Origin of the sequence: Flavobacterium sharifuzzamanii (assembly GCF_003254585.1) — a bacterium.
Taxonomy (GTDB): Bacteria; Bacteroidota; Bacteroidia; order Flavobacteriales; family Flavobacteriaceae; genus Flavobacterium; species Flavobacterium sharifuzzamanii.
Genome location: NZ_QJGZ01000039.1, coordinates 358,075 through 381,112, shown reverse-complemented (window position 1 = coordinate 381,112; position 23,038 = coordinate 358,075). Strand labels below are relative to the sequence as shown.

15 protein-coding genes are annotated in these 23,038 nt (G+C 34.0%); 9 read left to right on the top strand and 6 right to left on the bottom strand.

Translation table 11 applies throughout. From position 1 onward, the window contains the following. Positions 1-62: 62 nt before the first annotated feature. On the bottom strand, positions 63-1,865 hold the full coding sequence (locus DMA14_RS14400) for a GNAT family N-acyltransferase (protein ID WP_111425304.1): 1,803 nt from the start codon (positions 1,863-1,865) through the stop codon (positions 63-65). Positions 1,866-1,983: 118 nt separating this feature from the next. Here DMA14_RS14400 and DMA14_RS14395 point away from each other — a divergent pair, with 118 nt between their 5' ends. The 3 genes from DMA14_RS14395 to DMA14_RS14385 all read left to right on the top strand — a co-directional run bounded on the left by DMA14_RS14395 (position 1,984) and on the right by DMA14_RS14385 (position 5,088). Then, positions 1,984-2,745, top strand: coding sequence for an exodeoxyribonuclease III (locus DMA14_RS14395; protein WP_008465497.1), 762 nt, complete (start codon positions 1,984-1,986; stop codon positions 2,743-2,745). 110 nt (positions 2,746-2,855) lie between these two features. Next, positions 2,856-3,800: an OmpA/MotB family protein gene (locus tag DMA14_RS14390; RefSeq protein WP_111425303.1), complete on the top strand. Its 945-nt coding sequence runs from the start codon at positions 2,856-2,858 to the stop codon at positions 3,798-3,800. A gap of 250 nt (positions 3,801-4,050) precedes the next feature. Further along, positions 4,051-5,088 carry an aldo/keto reductase gene (locus tag DMA14_RS14385; RefSeq protein WP_111425302.1) on the top strand — a complete coding sequence of 346 codons (1,038 nt, stop codon included), beginning with the start codon at positions 4,051-4,053 and terminating at the stop codon, positions 5,086-5,088. A gap of 274 nt (positions 5,089-5,362) precedes the next feature. On the opposite strand, the gene DMA14_RS14380 is transcribed toward DMA14_RS14385, so the two are convergent. The 5 genes from DMA14_RS14380 to panC all read right to left on the bottom strand — a co-directional run bounded on the left by DMA14_RS14380 (position 5,363) and on the right by panC (position 11,310). Beyond that, positions 5,363-7,327 carry a transglycosylase domain-containing protein gene (locus tag DMA14_RS14380; RefSeq protein WP_111425301.1) on the bottom strand — a complete coding sequence of 655 codons (1,965 nt, stop codon included), beginning with the start codon at positions 7,325-7,327 and terminating at the stop codon, positions 5,363-5,365. A gap of 20 nt (positions 7,328-7,347) precedes the next feature. Further along, on the bottom strand, positions 7,348-8,709 hold the full coding sequence (radA, locus tag DMA14_RS14375; protein ID WP_111377621.1) for a DNA repair protein RadA: 1,362 nt from the start codon (positions 8,707-8,709) through the stop codon (positions 7,348-7,350). Next, on the bottom strand, positions 8,709-9,863 hold the full coding sequence (locus DMA14_RS14370) for an alpha/beta hydrolase (protein ID WP_111425300.1): 1,155 nt from the start codon (positions 9,861-9,863) through the stop codon (positions 8,709-8,711). Before DMA14_RS14370 ends, radA begins: the two co-directional genes overlap by 1 nt. A 203-nt stretch (positions 9,864-10,066) precedes the next feature. After that, a complete protein-coding gene (gene panD, locus DMA14_RS14365) occupies positions 10,067-10,417 on the bottom strand; it encodes an aspartate 1-decarboxylase (protein ID WP_008465481.1) in 351 nt (116 codons plus the stop codon). Positions 10,418-10,431: 14 nt separating this feature from the next. Beyond that, positions 10,432-11,310, bottom strand: coding sequence for a pantoate--beta-alanine ligase (gene panC / locus DMA14_RS14360; protein WP_111425299.1), 879 nt, complete (start codon positions 11,308-11,310; stop codon positions 10,432-10,434). 77 nt (positions 11,311-11,387) lie between these two features. Between panC and DMA14_RS14355 the strand changes: the two genes are divergently transcribed. The 6 genes from DMA14_RS14355 (at position 11,388) to DMA14_RS14330 (ending at position 23,031) form a co-directional block, all read left to right on the top strand. Further along, a complete protein-coding gene (locus DMA14_RS14355; protein WP_008465476.1) occupies positions 11,388-12,194 on the top strand; it encodes a glycogen/starch synthase in 807 nt (268 codons plus the stop codon). Positions 12,195-12,215: 21 nt separating this feature from the next. Further along, complete coding sequence (locus tag DMA14_RS14350) at positions 12,216-13,883, top strand: DUF4270 domain-containing protein (RefSeq protein WP_111425298.1); 1,668 nt, start codon at positions 12,216-12,218, stop codon at positions 13,881-13,883. Between the two features lie 9 nt (positions 13,884-13,892). Continuing rightward, a complete protein-coding gene (gene glmS, locus DMA14_RS14345; RefSeq protein ID WP_111425297.1) occupies positions 13,893-15,743 on the top strand; it encodes a glutamine--fructose-6-phosphate transaminase (isomerizing) in 1,851 nt (616 codons plus the stop codon). A 109-nt stretch (positions 15,744-15,852) separates the two neighbouring features. Further along, positions 15,853-16,332, top strand: coding sequence for a T9SS type A sorting domain-containing protein (locus DMA14_RS14340; protein ID WP_111425296.1), 480 nt, complete (start codon positions 15,853-15,855; stop codon positions 16,330-16,332). Positions 16,333-16,338: 6 nt separating this feature from the next. Continuing rightward, positions 16,339-22,623 (top strand): FG-GAP-like repeat-containing protein, encoded by a 6,285-nt coding sequence (locus tag DMA14_RS14335; protein ID WP_111425295.1) that lies wholly within the window; start codon positions 16,339-16,341, stop codon positions 22,621-22,623. A 3-nt stretch (positions 22,624-22,626) separates the two neighbouring features. Next, on the top strand, positions 22,627-23,031 hold the full coding sequence (locus tag DMA14_RS14330) for a hypothetical protein (RefSeq protein WP_111425294.1): 405 nt from the start codon (positions 22,627-22,629) through the stop codon (positions 23,029-23,031). The last annotated feature ends 7 nt before the right edge of the window (positions 23,032-23,038 follow it).

Here is a 23,038-nt window from a genome sequence, read left to right as displayed (position 1 = left end):
AAAATCCCATTTACTATTTAAGCAAATGGGATTTTCTAATTTATTATATATCAAAAGAAAACTTAATCTTCCTTCTCAGATAATTTCTTTTCCAATTCAATCTGAAACTCTTCGATAACAGGTTTCATAGTGCTTTCTGGAATATCTGCAATTCTAATGTACATTAAACCATCAATCGCATTGTTGAATAATGGATCAACGTTGAAAGCTACAACTCTTGCGTTTTGTTTGATGTATTTTTTAATTAAAACTGGCAAACGTAAGTTTCCTGGCTCTAATTCGTCAATGATTTTATCAAACTTATTCAAATCAGATTCTGCTTCGTCGAAAATGAAATCTTTGTCTGCGTCTTTCAGTTTTACTTTGTACGCTTTTTTCGGATGTATGTATTGCGCAATATACGGATCGTAGTAGTTTGATTTCATAAACTCAATCATCAACGATTTAGAGAAGTCTGAAAACTGATTACTGATGCTTACACCTCCAACCAAATATTTATGCTCAGGATGACGTAAAGTGGTGTGAATAATACCTTTCCACAATAAGAACAAAGGCATTGGTTTTTGCTGATACTCTTTTACGATAAAAGCACGACCCATTTCGATCGATTTGTGCATCATATCGTGCAATTCTGGCTCGAATCTGAAAAGATCAGTCAGATAAAAACCTTCGATTCCGTATTTTGGATAGATTTCAGAACCTAATCCCATACGATACGCGCCGGCGATTTTGTTGGTTTCATCATCCCATAAAAACATATGGTGATAATATTGGTCGTATTCGTCAATATCGATAGATTCGTTTGTTCCTTCACCAACTTCACGGAAAGTGATTTCGCGTAAACGTCCAATTTCGTGCAAAATGTTCGGAATTTCTTTTGCGCTTGCAAAGAAAACCTCATAGTTTTTGCTTTGTAAAAATCTGCTGTCGCTATCGCGTAAAGCCTGAACTTCATCAATCAATTTTGACTCGCTTGCAGGTGTTACAATTTTTTTGGGCGCTTTCGGAATTTTTAAGCTTGCTGTATCAATAAGTTTGGTGTCTTTCTCAAACGGATTAGCCAACATATAAGTTTTCTTTCTCAAGAATTCTGAATATTCTTCAAAAGATTCTATTTCGTTTTGCTCACTTACAGAAATCGGTTTTCCAATACGCACTTTAATCACACGGTCTTTTTGTGTAAGCAATTCAGAAGGTAATTTTGCAGTACGTAAAGTATCGTCAATTTTAGAAAGCCAGTAGAATAATTTACTGTTTTTGGCATGAAAATAAATTGGAACTACAGGAACTTTAGCTTTTCTGATTAGTTTCAGAGCGCCTTCTTCCCAAGGTTTATCAACTACTAATTTACCATCTTTATAAGTCGAAACTTCACCTGCGGGGAAAATACCCAAAGGTTTTCCATCGCTCAAATGACGCAATGTTTCTTTAATACCAATTACGCTCGATTTTGCATCCTTATGATTCTCAAAAGGATTAACCGGCATAATGTATTTTTTCATCGGAACAATTCTATGTAATAAGAAATTGGCAATGATTTTGAAATTTGGCTCTCTTTCAAGCATCAATTTCAAAAGCAAAATTCCATCAATTCCACCAAGCGGATGATTAGAAATGGTTATATATGCACCATCTTTTGGCAGACGTTTTAAATCTTCTTCAGGGATTTCGAACTTAATTTCCATTTCATCCAAAATTCCATTCAAAAAGTCAAGGTCTTCCAAATGTTTATTACGATCGTAAATTTTATTAAGGGTCGAGATCTTAAGAACCTTCATAAGAATCCAGCCAGAAAAGGTACCGAGAACTCCGTACTTTTCAACATTTATTGCTTTTGCAACTTCTTTCGCGGTAACTAAACCCATGTACTACTTTTAAATTATTAGAACAGCGAACAAAGATAACAAAAAAGTCTACTTTTCATTGTTTCCAAGACAAACTTTGCACTTTTTTATTACATTTGAAATCCTAAAAAAATCACTGATGAAAATTATTTCTTATAATGTAAACGGAATTAGAGCGGCAATAAACAAAGGGTTTATCGAGTGGCTACAACAAGCAAATCCTGACGTAATATGCCTTCAGGAAATAAAAGCTACACAGGATCAAATTCCGGTTGATGATATTACAGCAGCAGGTTATCCGTTTCAATATTACTATCCTGCAACCAAAAAAGGATACAGCGGAGTAGCGATTCTTTCTAAAACAAAACCGAATAATATTGTTTACGGAACAGGAATTCATCACATGGATTTTGAAGGAAGAAATCTTCGTGCAGACTTTGACGATGTTTCGGTAATGAGTTTATATCTTCCATCTGGAACAAATATTGAAAGACTGGATCATAAATTTATGTTCATGGATGATTTCCAGAATTATATTAATGAATTGAAACTTACAGTTCCAAATCTGATTATATGTGGAGATTATAATATTTGTCACGAAGCGATAGATATTCATGATCCTGTTCGTAATAAAACCGTTTCAGGATTTCTTCCTGCAGAACGTGCTTGGCTGGATGCGTTTATGAAATCTGGTTTTATTGACAGTTTCCGCCATTTCAACAAAGAACCGCATCATTATTCTTGGTGGAGTTACCGTGCGGGAGCAAGAGGAAATAACAAAGGTTGGCGTATCGATTATAATTTAGTTAGTAATGTGTTAGAAGACAGATTAAAAAGAGCTGTTATACTACCTGATGCTATGCATTCAGATCATTGTCCTATTTTGGTCGAAATTGACTAATTTTTGGTATTGTTCTTGTTGAGAGAAAGGTGGTTTAAATTCAAGAATTAATTTTGAATTTTGAAATTGTGAGATTTTAAACGCCTAAAATAAAAAACAATTAAAGTAAGATGATTAAAAAAGCCTCCATCGGATTGCTGGCATTAGCCTTGTCCACAACATCATGTGTTTCTAAGAAAATTTATAATGATTTGGAAACAAAGTATTCAGATTTGAAGAAAGAGAATCGCTCTATTGCTGATGAAAACGAAAGTTTAAAGAAAGCAAAGAATCAATTAGAAACGGATCGTGATAAGCTGATTAAAGATTTAGCAACTGCTAATGATGATTTGGCAAAACAAAAAGCAGATTTAGCGGCGGCTCAAAATAAATATAAAGTTTTACAAGATTCGTATAATGCGTTAGAGAAAAACAGCAATGATGCATTAGAGAAAAACATGGCTAAAAACCGTGAATTATTAGCGCAATTGGAAGCAAAAGGAAAAGCTCTTGCAGATGAACAAGCTCGTTTGGATAAAACGGCTAATCGTTTGAAAGAATTGGAAGATATGATTGCGGCTAAAGAAGAATCAATGCGTAAGCTGAAAGAAACTTTATCTAAAGCTTTAAACGGATTTGAAGGTAAAGGCTTAACTGTTGAACAGAAAAACGGAAAAGTATATGTTTCTATGGAAAACAAATTGCTTTTTAATTCAGGAAGCTGGGCAGTTGGTGTTGAAGGTAGAAAAGCGGTTGTAGAACTTGGAAAAGTTTTAGGTGATAATCCTGATCTTTCTGTTTTAATCGAAGGACATACAGACGACGATCCGTATGCTGGTTCTGGACCAATTGCAAACAACTGGGATTTATCGACTAAAAGAGCAACAGCAATCGTAGCGATTTTAAGCGAAAACTCAAAAATCAATAAACAAAAATTAACAGCAGCTGGAAGAAGCGAGTTTTCTCCGCTAGCAAGCAACGCAACTCCAGAAGGAAAAGCTAAAAACCGTAGAATCGAAATTATCTTGACTCCTAGATTAGACGAGATTGCGGAGATGCTTAATAGTATAAATTAAGGTGCTAAGGTTCTAAGGCACTAAGGTTTAAAAAGGTTCAAAGTTTTACTTTGAACCTTTTTTCATTGAGAAAACTTAAGAATCTTAGTTTCTCAGAACCTTAGCAGCTTAAAAAAATCTTGTACTTTTTTTAACCTTTGACGCATTCCGATTTGAAAAATCCATTCGTACATTTGTGTTTCTTCAATTAATAATTTAAAAAACAAAGAAGGTAAACTTAGAACCTTAGCCACTCAGAACCTTAAAAAGAATGAAATACACAACATTACCCAACACCGATATAAAAGTTAGTAAAATATGCCTTGGAACGATGACTTTCGGGCAGCAGAATACAGAAGCAGAAGGACACGAACAAATGGATTATGCTCTTGAAAGAGGAGTAAACTTTTTTGACACAGCCGAAATGTATTCGGTTCCGGCGAGTGAAGCGACTTACGGAAGCACTGAAAAAGTTATTGGAACTTGGTTTAAGAAATCAGGAAATAGAGATAAAGTGGTTTTGGCTTCTAAAATTGCAGGGCCAAATCCGAATTTTGGATACATGCGTGAAAAGCTGGATTTTTCTCCAGCAAGTATTAAATATGCGGTTGAAAACAGTTTAAAAAGACTTCAGACTGATTATATCGATTTGTATCAAATGCATTGGCCAGAAAGGAAAACCAATAATTTTGGTCAGCGTGCTTTTCATGGACATGATGATGTTTGGGAAGATAATTTCAGAGAAATCTTAGAAACTTTCGACGGATTAATCAAAGAAGGTAAAATCAAACACATCGGAGTTTCTAATGAAAACGCTTGGGGAATGATGCGTCTTTTGGAAGAAAGCAAATACAACAATCTGCCAAGAATCAAAACCGTTCAAAATCCGTATTCTTTATTGAACCGTTTATTTGAAGTGAATTCTGCAGAAGTTTCAAAATATGAAAATGTTGGTTTATTAGGATATTCTCCTTTAGCCTTCGGAGTTTTGACTGGAAAATTCTTAACTGGAGAAAGTCATCCGAAAGCGAGAATTAATCTTTTTCCGCAATACAAACGTTACAGTAGCGACCAATGTACCGAAGCGACTAAGTTGTATCAGGAAATCTCTAAAAAACATGGTTTAACGTTAACGCAATTGGCAATGGGATTTGTATTGCAACAGCCATTTTTGACAAGTGCGATTATTGGCGCAACAACTTTAGAGCAATTAAAAGAAAATATCGACACGATAGATATTACGCTTTCTAAACAAATCTTAGCTGAAATTGATGCGGTTCAGGCTATAATTCCCGATCCTGCGCCTTAAGTTTTTTTGCCACGAAGGCGCTAAGACACGAAGTTTTTTTAATCTCGTAAAGACGCAGAGTCGCAAAGTTTTTTGAATAGGAATATGATCGAAATAGAAAAAGGGCTTTAGCCAAACTTTACTAGTTTGGCTAAAGCCCTTTGATTTGCATTTATATTTTCATCCTAAAGCTGGACGCTATTGAATTTAATGGATTAAACTTTGCGACTCTGTGTCTTTGCGAGATTAAAAAGAAAAAAACTTCGTGTCTTAGCGCCTTCGTGGCAGAAAACAACTATAAATCAAATTCATCATCAACAGCCAAAGAATCTGTTTTGACTGCAGTCGAATCTGGAACTTTAATTTTGATTAAAGAACGCGCATTTCCAGAAATGTAAACCGGCAATAATCCGATCGTGTCTTCTGGAACTAAAAGTCCTCTTCTAAACATCAAATTCTTCAAGAATTTTTGGTTTTTAATAGCGTAATCTTTCAAGTTACCTTCATCATTAAACTGATACATGAATTTTCTTGGTTTCGGAATAATCGTTGCCAAGTACAAACATTCGTCTACATTTAAAGCTGAAGGACTTTTTTGAAAATAGAAATGACTCGCTTCACCAATTCCGTAAACATTTGGTCCCCATTCAATGATGTTGAAATACACCTCAAGCATTCTTTCTTTGCTTACAATTCGGTTGTTTTCTAAAATGTAAACTAGTAGAATTTCTTCAAGCTTTCGCGAAAGCGTTTTTTCACGAGTTAAAAAAACATTTTTAATTAACTGCATGCTAATTGTGCTGGCACCGCGAGAGAATTTTTTAGTTCGAATGTTTTTCAGAATCGATTGTTTGAACGCTTCGTTTATAAATCCTCGATGCGAGAAGAAAGAAGGATCTTCGGTTGTTAAAACACATTTTCTCAAGTAAGGCGAAATTTGGTCCAAAGGTGTATAATTCGGATTTGCATTTCCAACCAAAACTGGTCTTTGCAATACATTCTGAATAATCGCACGATAAACAAATTCACCGTTTAATTTATTTAAATCGGCTTCTCCGTATTTGGTAATTCGTAAATCTTCTTTGTTAAGTTTACTATCAAAAACAAGCGTATTTGGTTTATTTTTGTTGAATTTGAAATCTAGTTTGTAATCAAAATTTCCGGTTGCCTGCATTCCTTGAAAATGAGTGAATAAACCATCAGGAAGCGAAACGATAAAATCCTGCGCTTTCATTTTCGGAATATCAACTTTCAAAGTATAAACCGTATCTTTTTCAGTGTCGTAAGAAATGTAAGGACGAACTTTGATTTTATTCAACTGCATAGTCGAAGAACTGTCGATAGAAATAAAACTATCGCCTAATAAAAATCGGTAATCAAAACGAGCATTTTTTATTACAACATCTTTGCTGGCAATTTTTGGGTGATTGATTTTAAGATTGGTAATCGAAGTATAACCATCAATATGCAATTCGCTTCCGCTTTTATCAATGTTTTGAACATTCAATCGAATAGAATCAAAACTTGCTTTTAAGTTATAACGCTCATCTAAATACGGAACGCGAATCGCGCCAGTATCTAAATTGAAAAAACGAATATCTGCTTTTTTATTTCTTGGATCCGCAAATCCTTTAATGTTCCAGCGTTGATCAAAATCTTTTGCTTGGACATGAAGATTGGTCTCGAGCTGTTTGTTGCTTAAAACTAATTTATCTACCGCGATATTGGTTTGTTTTCCGTTATCGTCGATTTTGAATTTGAAGTTTTTCAAGTCCATATCGGTCGGAACCAAATTCAATACTTTAGAAATGATTCTGTAAGCAAATGAAGCATATTTACGTTTTTCGTTTGATTCTGTTTCTTCTTTGTCTCTTTTTAAAAAGGCATCAAAATTTCGTTTTTTACCTTTTTTGACTAATTGAATGTAACCGTTATCAACTTTTAAAGTTCCAAGCTGAACATCTCCAATAAGTAAATTGCTTAAACTGATGCTAGTTTCTACATTCTTTATTTTAACAAGCGTGTCAGCATTTATTGGAGCTAAAACAACATCTGTCAATTTTATAGTCGATAAACCATCAAATGAAGCCGATTCTACAGAAAAATTACTGTTATACCGAACAGCCATTTTATGGGTAACTTTTGCGATGGCTTGGTTTAAAAGTGAGTTACGAAAATAATACAGTCCGATGCAAAGCACTAAAATTACTATTCCTAGTATTTTTAATGCCTTGTATATTTTTTGTTTTGGAAAATTCATAGAAGGAGTGGTATTTGAAATCAGCCAAAAAGGATGCTTGCAACATCTTCAATTTTTGCAACAAGCTCAATCTTAATTCCTGTGTTTTTTAAAGCAATTTTATTGTATTTGGAAACAAATATGGTGTCGAAACCTAATTTTTCAGCTTCTTGAATACGCTGATCCACTCGATTAACAGGACGAATTTCGCCAGAAAGTCCGACTTCGCCAGCAAAACAGAAACCTTTTCCAACCGGAATATCTTCATTAGAAGATAAAATTGCCGCAACAACGGCCAAGTCAATGGCAGGATCATCAACAGAAATTCCACCAGTAACATTTAGGAAAACGTCTTTTGCGCCTAAACGGAATCCAGCTCTTTTTTCTAAAACAGCCAAAATCATGTTTAGTCGTTTTGCATTATAACCTGTTGTGCTTCGTTGCGGAGTTCCGTAAACTGCCGTGCTGACCAAAGATTGAATTTCAATCATAAGTGGGCGCATGCCTTCTAAAGTTGTAGCAATTGCAGTTCCAGATAATTCTTCGTCTTTATGAGAAATCAAAATTTCAGAAGGATTGCTTACTTCTCGTAAACCGCTTCCAAGCATCTCGTAAATACCAAGTTCGGATGTTGAACCGAAACGGTTTTTAAGCGAACGCAAAATTCGGTAAATGTGGTTTCTGTCGCCCTCAAACTGAAGAACGGTGTCAACCATATGTTCTAGAATTTTTGGTCCTGCGATATTTCCATCCTTAGTAATATGGCCAATTAAGATGACTGGAATATTACTTTCTTTGGCAAATTTGATCAGTTCTGCTGTAGTCTCACGGATTTGAGAAATACTTCCTGCGGTCGATTCGATGTAATCAGTATGCAACGTCTGAATGGAGTCAATAATGACAACTTCAGGCTGAATGGTTTCAATCTGTTTGAAAATGTTCTGCGTTTTAGTTTCAGTTAGAATATAGCAGTTATCACTATTTGGTGTAATTCTTTCTGCACGCATTTTTATCTGTTTCTGACTTTCTTCTCCAGAAACATACAATGTTTTATAAGGTAACTTTAATGATACTTGAAGTAAAAGTGTACTTTTTCCGATACCGGGTTCTCCGCCCAAAAGGGTTAAAGATCCAGGAACAAGTCCGCCACCCAAAACACGGTTTAATTCGCCGTCGGTTGTATCCATTCGAACTTCCTGCGTAGAATCAATTTCGTTAATTTTTAAAGGCTTTGGCGCTTTGCTTGTAGGAGTAGGTTCACTTTTCCAAGCTACTTTATCCTGTTTTTGGATAATTTCTTCGGCAATCGTATTCCATTCTTTGCACGCATTGCATTGCCCTTGCCATTTGGCATATTGGGTTCCGCAGTTTTGGCAAAAAAAGGAAGTTTTAACTTTTGACATTATTTACTTTTTTTAGCAAGTGTATTCATTTCGTCAATTTTCTCATACATCAAGTCTTTATTCAAATCACCAATTGGCTCCATTTGTGAAGCATTTTGGTATTTTTTTGAAGCATGTTTAGGATCACCCATTTTTTCGTACATCAAACCCAATTCATATTCGCCTAACATAGCTTTTGGGTAATTTACATTTCCAATTTCAGCCATTTTACCTAATTCGTCGTAAGCGTTTCTTTTTAAAATAAGATTTTCCATTACTTTAAAATCACTCATTCGAACAGGAATTTGAACTCCTAAAACTTCAGACATAGCAGTGTATTTTTTTTCTAAATATTCCGCATAACCTGTTTGAAGAACCGCAATTTTATCATTGTATTCGGCAGAATTTATAGGTCTGTATATTTCAAAAATCTGGTACAAAGCACTTGGTATTGAATGCAAAACTTCTGTGTAATGCGTTGCACCTTTAAATACATCATATTTATAATTCACTAACGGATTATTAGCGATTTTAATATTACTGTTTAATTTTTCTATCGGTTCTTTAATTTTCTTAATATCGCCTTCTCCTGCAGAAAGGTAATAGAAAATTGGACTTTTTATTTTGGCAAACTTCTCCGCAATGCGCACTTCCATTTTTGGGGCAAGCTCTGGGCTTAAACAGATGTAGGCATTAAAAAGCGGAATTTCTTTGTACAAATAAAAATTGGCAAAACTTGCTGTTACATCATGACCTGCAATAAGTCTGAAAGGCGAGGTGCGATATTTTTTTTCGATATAAGGAATTAATTCTGCTCCAATAAATTCGAAAAACTTTGCTCCTTTTTCAAAAGGAAGACCTTCATTTTGATCTATTGTGGTGTCATCATAGCGTTCTTCATCTTTGTTTTGATGAATTCCGATGATAATCATTTCTGGAATATCATCCCAATAGGTTCCATAACTTATGGCTCCAGAGAACGGATCAAATAAATAATCTCCATCCAATAAATAAAGAACAGGGTATTTTTTGTCTTTGTTTGCTTCATAAGAAGCAGGAAGTCCGATTGTAATTCTACGCTCTTCTCCCAGTTTTTCTGATTTAATATTATCGAACGTTTTTTGGGCAAACGACGAGAACGAAATCAAAAGTGTCAGTAGGTAAACTTTTTTCATGATTTGTGGCATTTCAGTAAATTAAAAAGTATTGAAAATAGTGTAGCAATATACTATTTTATTTGCTTCGTTCTTAAATGGGGCAAAAATTGAAGCGCAATGTTTTAGTGTCAAAATCATTTTGGATTGAGACAAAAGAAGAATTCTTTGTTCAAAAATGGCTTTTGACAAAGAAAGTAAATTCTTAAAAATGAAAGAATTGATTAGGTTAGCGAATTATCATTTTCGTTAGGGAAAATAATCCAAGGTTTGAAAGTTTTCGCTTCTTCAAAATCCAAGGTTGCGTAAGAAATGATGATGATGATGTCATCTTTCTGAACTTTTCTTGCAGCTGGACCATTCAAAGTGATTTCACCTGAATTTTTTTCGCCTTTAATAGCGTAAGTTTCAAAACGTTCGCCATTATTAATGTTCACAATAGATACTTTTTCGCCTTCAATAATGTTTGAAGCCTCTAGTAAAGTTTCATCAATAGTAATGCTGCCAATATAATTTAAATCGGCACCGGTTACTTTAACACGATGAATTTTTGATTTTATAACTTGAATTTGCATGATGCAAAGTTAGATTAATTTAATGAAATGGTATCTATCAGCCTTATAGAATTAACAAATACAGCTATAAATGCTCTGTACTTTTTATCATTCTCTTTCTGATCGATAGATAAAAGTGTAGATTCGTCAGCAATAACAAAATACTCTAGTTCAAACTCTTTATTGTCTTTGAAAGAATTTTCTACAAATTCGATTGTTTCTTGCGGACTATGATTTTGGAAAATCTCTTTTGCCTCAGTTAAAGTTTTGTAAATAATTGAAGCGTCCTTTCTTTCCTCTGCCGTCAAACGTTCATTTCTTGAACTCATTGCCAGTTGATTTTCTTCTCTAAAAATTGGGCATCCCACAATGTTTACAGGTAATTCTGTTTTTTCAACTAATTTTTTAACAATTTGAAGCTGCTGAAAATCTTTTTCTCCAAAATAAGCATTTGTTGGAGTTACGATTTCAAATAACCTTTTGACAATTGTTCCAACGCCATTAAAATGACCAGGACGGAATTTTCCTTCCATCTGGTTTTCTAATCCGTCAAAATCAAAAGCCTGCGAAACGGTATTTCCTTCATAAATATCTTCAACTGAAGGTGCGTATAAAATAATTTTATCACTTAATGTACGCATTTTCTTAACATCTTCTTCTAGTGTCCTAGGATATTTTGCTAAATCTTCTGGGTTGTTAAATTGTGTTGGATTGACAAAAATGCTCACTACTGTGTCGTCGTTTTCTTTTAGCGAACGCTGCATTAAAGCCAAATGTCCTTGGTGTAAAGCGCCCATTGTTGGTACAAATCCGATAGTTGAATTTGCGGTTTTGATAGTTTTAAGATAGGCTATCAACGCTGCTTTACTGTAGAAAATATGCATCGAGGTATTATTAAAATTTAGTGCAAACATAATATATTAGTTATAAACTGCATAAATTTTTGTAATTTTGCGACGTTTTTATTACCAAAATTAAGTAAAATACTATTATGAAAGATAAGAGGATATTATACGTATCATCTGAAGTCGTGCCTTATTTGGCTGAAAATGAGGTTTCTTTAATGTCTTATGACGTACCGAAAATGATTAACGATCAAGGTGGTCAGATAAGAATTTTCATGCCAAGATATGGGAATATCAATGAGAGAAGACACCAATTGCATGAAGTGATTAGACTTTCAGGGATGAATTTGGTAGTGAATGACTTAGACATGCCGTTGATTATTAAAGTAGCATCTATTCCGAAAGAAAGAATCCAGGTTTATTTTATCGATAACGATGAATATTTTAAACGTAAAGCCACTTTTACAGATGAGGAGGGCGCTTTATATCCTGATAATGACGAAAGAGCAATTTTCTTTGCAAAAGGTGTTGTAGAGACTGTAAAAAAATTAAACTGGGTTCCAGATATTATACATGTTCATGGCTGGCTTGCAGCTATGCTTCCAATTTATATGAAGCATTATTATAAACATGAAGCATTGTTTTCTGAAACTAAAATTATTACTTCTGTTTACGGACAATCGTTTGATGAAAATCTAGATTTAGAGATGATCAATAAAGTTAAATTTGACGGTGTTCCGCATGAGGCTGTGTCAGATTTAGAAACTCCAAATTACGAGAATGTTTTAAAAGCTAGCATCTTACATTCAGATGGGGTAATTATTGCGTCAGAAAATGTTTCTCCAAGTTTAACAAAATTTATAGAATCTTCAGGAAAACCTTTTTTACCTTTCGCCGGGAAAGATGGATTTGCTGATGCTTATACAAATTTCTACAGAACATTTGGACTTTAAATTTTAATTTTATTATTAGACATGTATAAAACTTCTTTTTTTAAGAAATCTCTTTTAGCTGTACTGGCTGTTTTTTTATATTCTTGTGACAAAGATTTCAATGCGATTGGTGATGGTTTGGTTGGTGATGATCACTTTGGACTTGAGTCTGAAAAATATGATGTTATAGCTTTTAATCAAGAAGTTACTCCTATTCAGTCAAATAATATGACGCCAAATGCGTTAGGTATTTTTGATAATCCGCTTTTTGGGACTACAACTGCAAATTTTGTAACTCAGGTGGGATTGACCTCTTATGCTCCAACAATTGGGGCGTCTGCTGTAATTGATAGTGTAAAAATAGAAATTCCATATTTTAGCCATATTACAGCTACTGATAAAGATGGGAACAATACTTATGAGTTAGATTCTATTTACGGAGATAAAAATGGAAAACTAAAATTAAGCGTTTATGAATCTGGAATCCAGATGAGAAGTAGTTATTTTAGTGGTGGTAATCAGTTGCCACAGTTTTATTATACAGATCAAAATACAGAATTCTCTAATAAAAAAGTTGGAGAAAGATTAAATAATGGTGGGGTTTTAGAGAATGATGAGTTTTATTTTAATGCAAAAGAGATTGTAACCAAAACTACTGATCCTACTACAAAAGTAGTAACAACAGATAGAAAAAAACCTCAGATGACTTTGCATCTTAATAAGCAGTTTTTTCAAGATAAAATATTGAATGCAGCGGCTTCTAAACTTTCATCAGAAGATGTTTTTCAAGAATATTTCAGAGGTCTGTATTTTAATGTTGAAAAATCTGGGTCTAGTCCAAGTAATATGGCTTTGATGAATTTTAGTGAAGGTAAAATTACGATTTATTATAAAGCTAAAACAGAATCTACAGCAGATGCCGATGACGCTATGGAGATTAAGAAGATCGAAATGGGGTTAAAAGGTGCTTCTGCAACAACATCAAATACAGCTAATTTTCTAGATGATGTGCGAAATCCTGAGTATGTAAGTGCTATAACGGCAAATGTGAATAAAACGGAGGGAGACGAAAAGCTTTATCTAAAAGGCGGACAGGGATCTTTGGCTATTATAAAACTTTTTAATCAGACAGATGTATTGAGTTATAATTCTGTTGGTGTACCTGTAAGTGGCGGAAATGGTGTTCCTGATGAGCTGGATGAAATTAGAAGTAATGTTGTGCTTAAGAACTGGAAGGTTAACGAAGCTAACTTAGTATTTTATATTGATGCCGCTAAAATGGCAGGTACAGAAGAGCCAAATAGAGTGTATTTGTACAATTTGACAAATAATACCGTTTTGGCAGATTATTCTGCAGATGCTTCTTCTGCTTATGGAGGTTTGATTACTGTGGGTTCAGATAAAAGAGGAACGAGTTATAAAATTAGAATCACAAGCCATTTTCGTAATTTAATTAAGGATGCAACGGCTAAAAATGTTGATTTAGGACTGGTTGTTTCTCAAAGTGCTACAACGCTTACGTTTAATGCGTTGAAGAACAAGATTCAAATTAATGATAATCCAATTGAATATTTTTCTGCGGCAGCAAGAACATCAGTTATGAATCCTTTGGGTACAGTCTTATTTGGAGGGAAAAAAGGTGGTTCACCTGATTCAGAACAAGAAAAGAAAAGACTGAAACTCGAAGTATACTACACGAAACCAAATTAATAAATATATATGTGTGGAATTGTTGGATATATCGGTCACCGAGAGGCTTATCCTATTGTAATAAAAGGATTAAAGCGTCTTGAGTACAGAGGATATGATAGTGCCGGCGTTATGTTGTATGACGAAGAGGCAGGTATTAAAGTTTGTAAAACAAAAGGTAAGGTTTCTGATCTTGAAGCTAAAGCCAATGAAGGTTTTACAACAAACGGGAATATTGGAATTGGACACACACGTTGGGCAACTCACGGGGTTCCTAATGATGTGAATTCGCATCCTCATCTTTCTAATTCTGGAGATTTGGCAATCATCCATAATGGAATTATAGAGAATTATGCACCTTTGAAAGAGGAGCTTATCAAAAGAGGTTATACTTTTAAATCAGATACAGATACTGAAGTTTTAGTTAATTTAATAGAAGAAGTTCAAAAGAAAGAAAATATTAAATTAGGTAAAGCGGTTCAGATTGCGTTGAATCAAGTTGTTGGTGCGTATGCAATTGCTGTTTTTGATAAAAAAAATCCAAACGAACTTGTTGCGGCTAGATTAGGAAGTCCGTTGGCAATTGGAGTTGGAGAAGGAGAGTATTTTGTTGCTTCTGATGCTTCACCATTTATTGAATATACTTCTAATGCAGTTTATTTGGAAGATGGCGAAATGGCAAATATCAGATTGCACAAGCCAATTAAAATTAGAAAAATCCAAGATGACTCTTTAGTAGATCCTTATATTCAAGAACTTCAAATGAACTTGGAGCAGATTGAAAAAGGAGGGTATGATCATTTCATGCTTAAAGAAATCTACGAGCAGCCAAGTGTAATTAAAGATACTTATAGAGGAAGGCTTCACGCAAATGAAGGAATTGTTCAGATGGCAGGTGTTGAAGATAACTTGGAGAAATTCTTAAACGCAAAACGTATTCTGATCGTAGCGTGCGGAACTTCTTGGCATGCAGGTTTAGTAGCAGAATACATCTTTGAAGAATTTACACGTATTCCTGTTGAAGTAGAATATGCTTCTGAATTTAGATACAGAAATCCAATTATCAATAAAGATGATGTAGTTATTGCTATTTCGCAATCTGGTGAAACTGCGGATACTATGGCAGCTATTAAATTGGCTAAAGAAAACGGAGCGTTTGTATTTGGAGTTTGTAACGTAGTTGGGTCTTCTATTTCTAGAGAAAGCCATGCGGGTGCTTATACACACGCAGGTCCAGAAATTGGAGTGGCTTCAACAAAAGCATTTACTACTCAGATTACAGTATTAACGATGATTGCTTTACGTTTAGGAAAAGCAAAAGGAACGTTGTCAAATACAGATTTCCATACGTATCTTCAAGAATTAGAAATCATTCCTGAGAAAGTATCTGAAGCTTTAGAAACAAATGATAAAGCAAAAGAGATTGCTGCTGCTTTTAAAGATTCGCCAAACTGTCTTTATTTAGGTAGAGGATATAATTTCCCAGTTGCTTTAGAAGGTGCATTGAAATTAAAAGAGATTTCATATATCCACGCAGAAGGTTATCCGGCTGCTGAGATGAAGCATGGTCCGATTGCTTTAATTGACGAATTAATGCCAGTTATTGTTATTGCTCCAAAACAAGGACATTACGATAAAATTGTAAGTAATATTCAGGAAATTAAATCAAGAAGCGGTAAAATTATTGCTGTAGTTACAAAGGGCGATACTCAAGTTCGTGAATTAGCAGATTATGTAATCGAAATTCCAGAAACTTCAGATGCATTGTCGCCATTAGTTACAACAATTCCATTGCAATTACTATCTTATTACATTGCAGTTATGAGAGGTTGTAATGTTGACCAGCCTCGTAACTTAGCGAAATCGGTTACAGTAGAATAGGTTTTATTTAAATATAAAATATGTTAAAAAAGCGAGATTTAGGTCTCGCTTTTTTTGTGCTTTTAATTTTTTTTTAACATTAAATTTGTAGGATTTAAAATATAATTATATGTTTGTAAGAAATATTTTAAATTTATATGCCGTGCAAAAAACTTTACTCCTTATTTTTCTTCATTGCTCCTTTTTTTCAATAGCCCAAACCAAGCTCAACTTCAGCTACGATCAGGCTGGTAATCAAATAAGCAGAATATTGTGTATTAACTGTTTGGCTAAATCTGCAAAAGATATTGTAGAACCGGAAGCCTTAACCGAAAATGATTTAGAAAAATTCTTTCCAGAAGATGTTGTTTCCTATTACCCAAACCCTGTAAAAGAAGAATTGTATTTAAAGTGGGAATTGGCACATGATAATTATGTGGCTTCTGTGCATGTTTATTCTATTACAGGACAAGTATTGCGAACTTTTCAGCCCAATTCCAATACTAATAATTTAAGCATCCCTTTTCAGCAATATCCAACTGGGGTTTATCTGGTCTTACTTTCTTATAGAGACGGAGGAGAAAAGTCTATTAAAATCATTAAAAAGTAGTTCGTAATGAAGAAGTTTTATATCAGCCTATTGTTTTTATTAATTGGTTTATTTGGTTTTGGGCAGTCAACAGAAGTGGGGGTTACAGAAGGGGAGTTATCGGTCTCGCTTACTGGTGCAGCAACTTACAAAATTCCTATTGCAGTTCCTCCAGGGATTAATGGAGTTGTACCGCAAATAAGTTTATCATACAATAGCCAGGGAGGAAATGGAATGGCGGGTTACGGATGGAATATAGCCGGAATTTCCACAATTTCAAGAATTCCTACAACTAAATTTCATGACGATGTTATTGATGCAATTGATTTTAATGCCTTAGATCGATTTGCATTAGATGGTCAGCGGTTAATAGTCAAAAATGGAACTAATGGAGTTTACGGCGCTGATAAAACAATTTATGAGACTGAAAGTTTTTCTAATATAAAAATAACATCTTTTGGAGTACATCCTTTGGGTGTAAATTATGGTCCTGCTTATTTTTTAGTTGAATATCCGGATGGTTCCAAGGCTCATTATGGTTATTCTTCGGATTCTAGATCTATAACAGATTGGGCAATTACATATTGGGAAAATCCTCAAGGGGTGCGAATAAGCTATAATTATTCTGCATCAGAGAATTCATTTAATAATGTATTAAATATAATATCTATAAAATATGGTAGTATTACAACTATAACGCCAATAAATGAAATAAAATTTAAATATGATACTAGAAAACGCGCGGAACAGTTTTATATTGGAGGTTTAAGTATTGTTAGAAATACAATTCTTAAAGAGATTAATGTTGTAGGTAATGGTGTAGGTTTTAGAAATTATATTTTAGAGCAGGAAGAAACATCTTTGGGTTATCAGAGATTGAAAAACCTAACAGAAAAAAGTGGTGATAACAGTAAGAGTTACAATCCAACAATATTTACATACGAAACTACGGTTAGCGATGTTCCTTTGGTAATAGCTCAACCAGCAACATTGGGAATTTCAGGAATAGATTACACAAATACAGACTATATATCTGGTGATTTTGATAATGACGGAAAAACAGATGTTTTATTGTTTTCAAGGACAGAGGGATGGAAAAATAAGTTTACCTTGTTTTCTGATGTAACCCCTGGGGCTTTTAATTCTGGAAAAACAGAGAATGTTGACACTTTTGATAATATTTTTACTGCTTCTTTTTTAAGTTCAGATAATAAATTGCTACCACAAGGTTGGCTCACATTAAAAAAGACAGATACAAATTGTATTATTTCGCTTTACGGTTCAGGTTCTACTTCTTCTACTTCTAAACATTATGAAAAACAATATAATTTTAGTAAAACGGTAGCAAAAGAATCTAATTGGTCGTATTGCGATCCCAAAGATTATAAGGGATTAGTATTAGAAAATATTCCGATAGAGTATGTTAGTGGAGATTTTGATGGTGATGGTTTAACCGACGTGATTGCAATCGAAAAGAATTTCTATTACACTACGAGGGTTTGTAATTTTGGAAACCACACAACAGAATATCCGCAAACTTTTTATCAAGGAGGGAAATCTTATCTTTTTAATTTAGATAGACGCCTTAACTCCAACGAACCGGAGAATATTGGAAATATCGTCATTAACAGCGTAGGAAATTCAAAAATTTTTGTTGCTGACTTTGATGGCGATGGTAAATCTGATATCTATGTTTTTGAACCTAGCTATATAAGAGTGTACACCTTAACTAAAGATAAAAAGCTGGTTTTATTATATCAAAATGATATTGCTGATGCAAGTTTGGATCTTAAACGACAAATTTTATTTGGAGATTTTAACGGCGATGGAAAAATGGATTTTGTAATACCACAAAAGGACAATGTAGATAGCTGGGCTTTTTATTTTTCTACAGGAACAAGATTCAACAAAGTAAATACAGCAATAGGTTTGCCTTATTATACCTCATATATGGGATATTTTGGTGTTGTTGGTTTTCCAACAACTACTTACAGTTTAAATGAGAATACTTTTGTTGCTAATGATTTTAATGGAGATGGAAAAACAGATATTTTGTACCAGCAAAATTTTACTGTAGAATATGTCATGACAGGAAGCGGTGCAGATTATTCAAGAAAAGGAGAGTCTCAGATTACAAAATTGGTTTTGCTCGAAAATTTATCTTGTACAGGAAGTGCAATTAGTTTTAACTTGATTAATAAATCATCTCAGCTTGCGGGAGTAAAAAGAAGTTCAATTCCAATCTTTACAAATCATAATAAAATCAATCAAAATTTAGAGTATAGTTTAATCAGCGATAATGAAATTATATCTTTCAACAGTCCAAAAGATAATCGTGAAGATGTCTTGCTCAAAGGAATCACCAATGGGAATCAAGTAAAAGAGACGATCACATATAGACCTCTGAAACAAGATCCTTATGAACCTTTTTACACGCCTTCGGCTTTAGCAGAAGTGTTTCCTAATACAGATGTTGTAATTTCGCAAGGTTTTAAGATGGTCTCTATGTTAGAAAAACAAAGTAAAGAGGTATCTAAAAAGCAACGTTATTTTTATGCAGAAGCTGTTTTAAATGCAGAAGGGCTTGGCTTCTTAGGATTTCGTTCTACCTCAAAAACAAATTGGTATCAAAATGATTCTCAAATAATCTCTACTATTTCTAAATTTGACACTAATTTAAGAGGGGCTAATGTAGAAAATTATACGGTGTTAGGTTTGTATTTCCCTTTAAGATATAATCCTAATGCAATTAGTATTCCAAATACTATAGTGAAAGATAACGGTTATAATGTGACAGGAACCGAAAGTTTAACAGCAACTCAAAGTATAATTTTAAAGCCTAATACATGGATTAAGCCAGGAAGTACATTTTCGGCTAAGATAAATGAAGATGCCAACAGTGGAACATCGATTAATACACCTTCAAATTTTATCACTAAATCATTGCTGACTTACGAAAGTGAGTTGCAATCTAACAAAGTTTTTAAAATTAAAAATAGTAAAACTAAACAATTTAATGGTTTAGAAAATACAAGTACCGAAACCACAATAGACTATGATATTTATAATAATGTTGTAAAATCTGTTACGGTACTAAAAGAATCGGGAAGTACCGTTCAAACTACAGTTTCAAATATTGGTTATGAAGCTCCTGCCTCTTCTCCGTATGTAATTGGAAGACCTTCCTCCAAGAACCAAAGTGTTACTGTTTCAGGTGATGTAATGATGTCAGAAGAATTGTATTTTTACCAAAACAGCTTATTGACTCAAGTTAAGAAAAAAGGAACAAATACAGATTATATCGTAGAGGATAATATATATGATGCTTTTGGTAATGTTACGAAGAAAACCGTGACAGCAGCAGGTTTAACTCCGAGAACAACTAGTTATGTTTACGATGCTTCAGGGCGTTTTTTGACAACAAGTAAAGATATTGAAGGATTATCTACTGCTTATGAGTATAATCTAAGCAATGGGTTATTGAAAAACGAAACAAATCCATTTGGGTTAAAAACTTCGTATGATTATGACTCATGGTTTAAAAAAACGACAACTACTGATTATTTAGGAAAAATTAGCAGTTGTACTTATACTAAAAATAATGAACAGACAATTATTTCGATCATTGCTGATGATGGCAGTGCAAGTGAGGAAACTTTTGATAGTTTAGGAAGAAAAACTAAATCTGGAATAAAAGATATTAATGGTTCTTTCTCATTTATTTCGTATGAATACGATATTTATGACAGAAATTATAAAGTAAGTGAGCCTTATTTTGGTATATCAGCCACTCAATGGAATCAAACTAATTTTGATGAATATGGAAGAACAATGCAAAACGAATCGTTTACAGGAAAAGTAACTAATATTACGTATTCAGGATTAACAACAACAATAAGTGATGGAATAAAATCTAAAACTTCGGTGAAAAACGCAATAGGCAATATTGTTTCCATGACCGATAGTCCTGGAGGAACTATTACGTATACTTATTTTGCAAATGGAAATCTAAAATCATCAAATTACAATGGCATTAATACCACAATAGAACAAGATGGCTGGGGCAGGAAAACAAAATTGGTAGATGCATCAGCAGGAACATACACGTACGGGTATAACGATTTTGGCGAAACGATTTCAGAAACCACTCCAAACGGAACTACAGTATATGTTCTAGATGAAGTTGGAAAAATAAAACAGAAAACAATTTCGGGAACCAATACAAATTCAAAAACAACATATGCATACGACTCGTCTTCTAAATTGCTTTTAAATTCTAAGTTTGAAGACTTAAGTAATGGAACAAATGTTATCATTAATGACTATACTTATGATAACTATAAGCGAGTTAGCAGCTCTGTTGAAACAACACCTTTTGCTAGTTTTACAAAAACGGTAGGTTATGATGCTTTTGGAAGAGTAGAACTTGAAACTTCAACTGCTGTGGCTGGAGGAAAATTGAGCAGCAAGACGGTTAAAAACGTTTATAAAAATGGCTCACATTGGCAAATATTGGACAATGCTACAAGTGCTGTTTTATGGCAGGTGAATACGGTAAATGCAAGAGGTCAATTGCGTACAGCCCAAAGCGGACCAGTGGCAATAACCCGTGATTATGACACATATGGTTTAACAACGCTGTTTAAGTATGATAGAGTTTCCAATTCTGCTAATATTTTGACTTTAAACACTGTTTTTGATGCTAAACGCGGAAATTTAACCAGTAGAAAAAATAGTTTATTTGGCCGAAACGAAAACTTTAAATACGATGCACAAGACCGTTTAAGAGAATTTACAAATGTTAGAGGTGAACAAGAAAAACAATTGTATGATGATCAGGGAAGAATAACGCAGAATAATCTGGGAACTTACAGTTATACTATAACAGGAAATCCTTATCAGAACAATTCGATAGACGTAACACCAGAGGCGCTAGAACATTATGTGGCAAGACCTGTTCAAAATATTAGTTACAATACTTTTAAAAGCCCAGTACAGATTGAAGAAGCAGGAATAGATAAAATAAGTTTTAATTATAATGATGCAAATAGCCGTACCGCCATGTTTTATGGAGGATTGCAGGATGATAAACTCCAAAGACCACTACGCAAATATTATTCTGCCGATGGCACAATGGAGATTAAGCATAATATTGTAACAGGCGTTTTTGAGTTTATAACCTATATAGGAGGAGATGGCTACAGCGCGCCAATTGCAGTAAAAAGCGACGGAAATATGCAAAATCTCTTACATTTACAAAGAGATTATCAAGGCAGTATTGTGTCTATTGTTGATGCAAATGGAGCGATACTTGAAAAAAGATTGTTTGATGCCTGGGGAGCTGTTGTAAATGTACAGGATGGTGCAGGAAACAATCTTGCTGGATTGACAATATTAGACAGAGGTTATACAGGTCACGAACATTTGCAGAGTGTAGGGCTAATAAATATGAACGGTCGTATTTACGATCCTAAGCTGCATCGTTTTTTACAGCCGGATAATTTTGTGCAGGATCCTTCAAATACGCAGAGTTTTAATAGATATGGGTATTGCTGGAATAACCCATTAGCTTATACAGATCCTAGTGGGGAAATTGTACCTTTAATTGTTGCGGCAATTATAGTTGTTAGTGCAGCAGTAAATGTTTATCAAAACTGGGATAAAATAACGGGAGGAACAGGAAAATTTTCTGATATTAAATGGGGTAAATTTGTATCGTATGCAGGTACAGGAGCGGCGGCTGGTGCACTAACAGTTTATGGAGGTCCTTATGGTGTTGTTTGGGCAGCCGGATTTCAAAATTTTAGCAATTCTGTAATTAATGGCGATGATATGTCAACTACATTTGAAAGCACTATTAATGGATTTGCTGTAGGAGGATTGACATTAGGATTTGGAAAAGGTCTAGGATTGTTGCTTCCAAACGGATTAGTTGGTTTTGGCAATCCTATTGTGAGAGAGGGAATAAATAATACCTTTGGAACTGTGATGGCTTCTTTTTTAGCAACATCAATGGTTACAGGTGATTTTAATGAAGGCTTTAAAACGGCCTTTAATCCGGTTAATATAGGTTCTGCGTTAATTTTAGGAGGTTTAGAAGGTTCGAGACAAATTCCTAATAATACGAAAGTACCCGTACAGGCAATCAAACAGAATCAGCCTGCCTTAGAGTCTTTACAATTGAATTCAATTCCTTTAAGGGCTTTACCGCAAAATGTAGTTATTCCTCCTGCGCCAGTTTTTATTCCACAGCGAACAGTGATTCCGCAAAAGTACAATTACAATATTTCACAAAATAAATATAAAGGATAAGGTATGTTTAAAAAGTATGATGCGAATGTTTTGGCAGTAATTATAATTGTTAGTTTAATTGTGTTTTTATGGTCAAGTAAGTTAAACAGGAGTAAAGTTATAAAAGATTTGGGTGATTATGATTATTCAGTTGGCACTATTGAAGTTTACTTTTCTAGAGCACCTATAGGATATAATGTTCGCTATAGTTCTATCACATATTCTTATATGGTAAATAATGTTAAGTATGTAAATAATTATGATGCTATGCATTATAAATTACCATCTTCACCTAATGTAAATGACAAGTTTGTTGTAGCTTATAATAAAAATGATCCTCAGAAAAGTCTTTTGTTAGGAGATTATCCAATTAAAACCGATAAAGATTTTGATAGTTTTATAAAAGAAGGGATTAAGATTAGTTTTTAGGTGAGTT